This window comes from Microbacterium sp. B19, from assembly GCF_000333395.1.
Classification (GTDB): Bacteria; Actinomycetota; Actinomycetes; order Actinomycetales; family Microbacteriaceae; genus Microbacterium.
The window spans coordinates 1-1,693 of record NZ_BADA01000104.1; the positions used below are offsets into that span (position 1 = coordinate 1).

The following is a 1,693-nucleotide window of genomic DNA, read 5'->3' on the forward strand; positions in this document are numbered from 1 at the left end:
ATGGGGGCCGGATGTCGGCATCCATTCGTCCCGGACGACCCCGACTGGCGCGGTGTGGGGGCGACGAGCCCCCTTTCCGCGTGCCGGTCCTCGTGCTGACGCACCGCGAACGCCCGCCGATCGACTTCGCCAACGGAACCCGCTTCGAATTCGTGCAGACCGGGATCGAGGATGCCGTGTGCCGGGCGACCGAGCTCGCCGGCGATGCCGACGTGCGCGTGGGCGGGGGCGTCTCCACGGTGCGTTCGGCCCTCGCGGCGGGCCTCGTCGACCGGCTGCACGTCGCGGTCCGGCCCGTGGTCCTGGGCAGCGGCACGCGCCTGTGGGACGACCTCCGCCACCTCCACGCCGACTACACGGTCACGTCCGAGGTCGCCGAGAGCGGCGTCGTGCACGTGACGTTCGCGCGGTGAGGACGCCCGAGGGCCTCCCCACGTGCCCGACGTGCGGCGACCCTCTCCGGTTCGAGGTGCTCGACGACGAGCGCTTCCTCGTCGCGTGGTCGTGCGTGACCTGCGGGCTCATCCGCACGACCGAGCCGAGCTAGCGGCTCAATTCAGGATCTCGGCGTTCGCGTCCCGCATCTCGGTCAACCGGGTGCGCCACGCGGCGAGCGCCTCGGGCGTCAGCCGCGTCCAGTCGTCGCGCTCGGCGACGATCCGCAACGGTGCAGCGCTGCGGTAGGACCGGGTGGGGTTGCCCGGGAACTTCTTGTCGGTGACATTGGGGTCGTCCTCCCACTCCCCCGTCGGCTCCACCTCGTAGACCCGCGGCGGGCCGTCGCCGGGGATGATCTCGGCGGCGAGGCCGGCGCCGTCGAGGAGCGCCGTGAAGTACACGTGGTTCATCACGACGTCGGGGCGGTAGTTCGATCGGAACCCGGGCGTCAGGAGGTCGCCGACCCGCAGGTCGGCCTTCGTCCCGTGGAAGAAGGGTCCGGAGTCCATCTCGCCCCCTCAGCCGCGCAGACTGTCGTCGCGCCATTCCACGACGACGACCTCGCCGCGGGCCGCGCGCTCCTCGCGCTCGCGCAGCTCGACCCGGCGGATCTTGCCCGAGATCGTCTTGGGCAGCTCCGCGAATTCGATGCGCCGCAGTCGCTGGAAGGGTGCGAGGTTCTCGCGCGCGAAGCGCAGGATCTCGAGCGCGACCTCCTCGCCCGCCTCGTGACCGGATGCCAGCACGACGTAGGCCTTCGGCACCGACAGTCGCAGCGCGTCGGGGGCGGGGACGACGGCCGCCTCGACGACCGCGGGGTGCTCGATCAGCACGCTCTCCAGCTCGAACGGGCTGATCTTGTAGTCCGAGGACTTGAAGACGTCGTCGGTGCGACCGATGTAGGTGATGCTGCCGGTCTCGTCGCGCCGCGCGACGTCCCCGGTGTGGAAGAGCCCCTCGGCGAAGGCATCCGCGTTCCGCTCTGGGTCTCCGACGTAGCCCGTCATGAGGTTCAGGGGACGGTCGGTGAGGTCGAGGCAGATCTCGCCCTCGTCGGCGAGCGCGCCGGTGAGCGGGTCGACGATCACGACGGGGCAGCCCGGCAGCGGGCGCCCCATCGAGCCGGGCACGAGCGCCGCGCCGGGGGTGTTCGCCACGATCGCGGTCATCTCGGTCTGCCCGTAGCCGTCGCGGATGTCGAGACCCCATGCGCGCTGCACGTGCGCGATCACATCGGGGTTGAGCGGCTCACCGG

General features: G+C 71.5%; 4 protein-coding genes. 2 read left to right on the top strand and 2 right to left on the bottom strand.

What is annotated here, in order from left to right:
• Both I5G_RS20400 and I5G_RS25695 read left to right on the top strand, forming a co-directional pair.
• The coding region (locus I5G_RS20400; RefSeq protein WP_239642482.1) for a dihydrofolate reductase family protein at positions 1–413 on the top strand (413 nt) is incomplete at its 5' end.
• Entirely contained in the window at positions 410–547 is a 138-nt protein-coding gene (locus I5G_RS25695) for a hypothetical protein (protein WP_022877849.1), read from the top strand. The genes I5G_RS20400 and I5G_RS25695, both read left to right, overlap by 4 nt.
• A 4-nt stretch (positions 548–551) precedes the next feature.
• Here I5G_RS25695 and arr read toward each other — a convergent pair whose 3' ends face one another.
• Positions 552–947 (bottom strand): NAD(+)--rifampin ADP-ribosyltransferase, encoded by a 396-nt coding sequence (arr, locus tag I5G_RS03710; protein ID WP_022877850.1) that lies wholly within the window; start codon positions 945–947, stop codon positions 552–554.
• A 9-nt stretch (positions 948–956) separates the two neighbouring features.
• Positions 957–1,693: AMP-binding protein (locus I5G_RS03715; RefSeq protein ID WP_022877851.1), on the bottom strand; the 737-nt coding region annotated here is incomplete at its 5' end.

Bases quoted from the DNA above. Each gene is read 5' to 3' on its own strand.
- arr (WP_022877850.1), bottom strand. From the start codon at position 947: ATGGACTCCGGACCCTTCTTCCACGGGACGAAGGCCGACCTGCGGGTC.